1 pseudogene is annotated in these 570 nt (G+C 63.9%); it reads left to right on the top strand.

Annotated elements, in window-relative coordinates:
• Positions 1–570: pseudogene (locus ACODSO_RS29220) on the top strand (ATP-binding protein); the annotation flags it as partial.

The following is a 570-nucleotide window of genomic DNA, read 5'->3' as shown; positions in this document are numbered from 1 at the left end:
GCAGCCTGCAATACCTCACCGAAAACCCCGACGCACCCGACTACGCCGCCCGCATCGACGCACTCGTCTCGACACCGGAACCGCTGATCGACCTGCTGTCGTCGAGGATCGACAACCCGGGCGCCCTGCTCGAAGTCATCACTCGTCAGTTCTACGAAATTCGGACCCTCGAAGACATCAAGGCGTTCGATCGTGAAGGCAAGCACTTCGTCACCGGCAATTTCGAGCTCGCCGGCGAACGTCTCCAGTTGGTCTCTACGGCAACGGCTTTCGCGGACCTGTCCGCGACCATCGACGCAATCGACGACATCGCAGGCCCAGCCCCTGAGCACCTCGCGGTCGATCTGTACCTCGCGTGGCCCGATGCGCCGGACGACGGTGACGAGATCGCCGAGGTCATCCTCGCGGTACTCAGCGAGCACCCGTCCACCCGCGGGTGGCGCCGGATCACGATCACCGTGTGCGGCAACGATGTTCGCCACGTGACGTTCCGGCGCACCACAAGCGAGGGGTCGGAGCCGTTGGTCGAGGATGTCGTCATCCGTGACATGCATCCGTTGACGGGGCAAC

It is taken from the genome of Rhodococcus sp. FG69, assembly GCF_057808915.1.
Note: the sequence above shows the minus strand (reverse complement) of the source record. Positions and strands in the feature narration are given on the sequence as shown.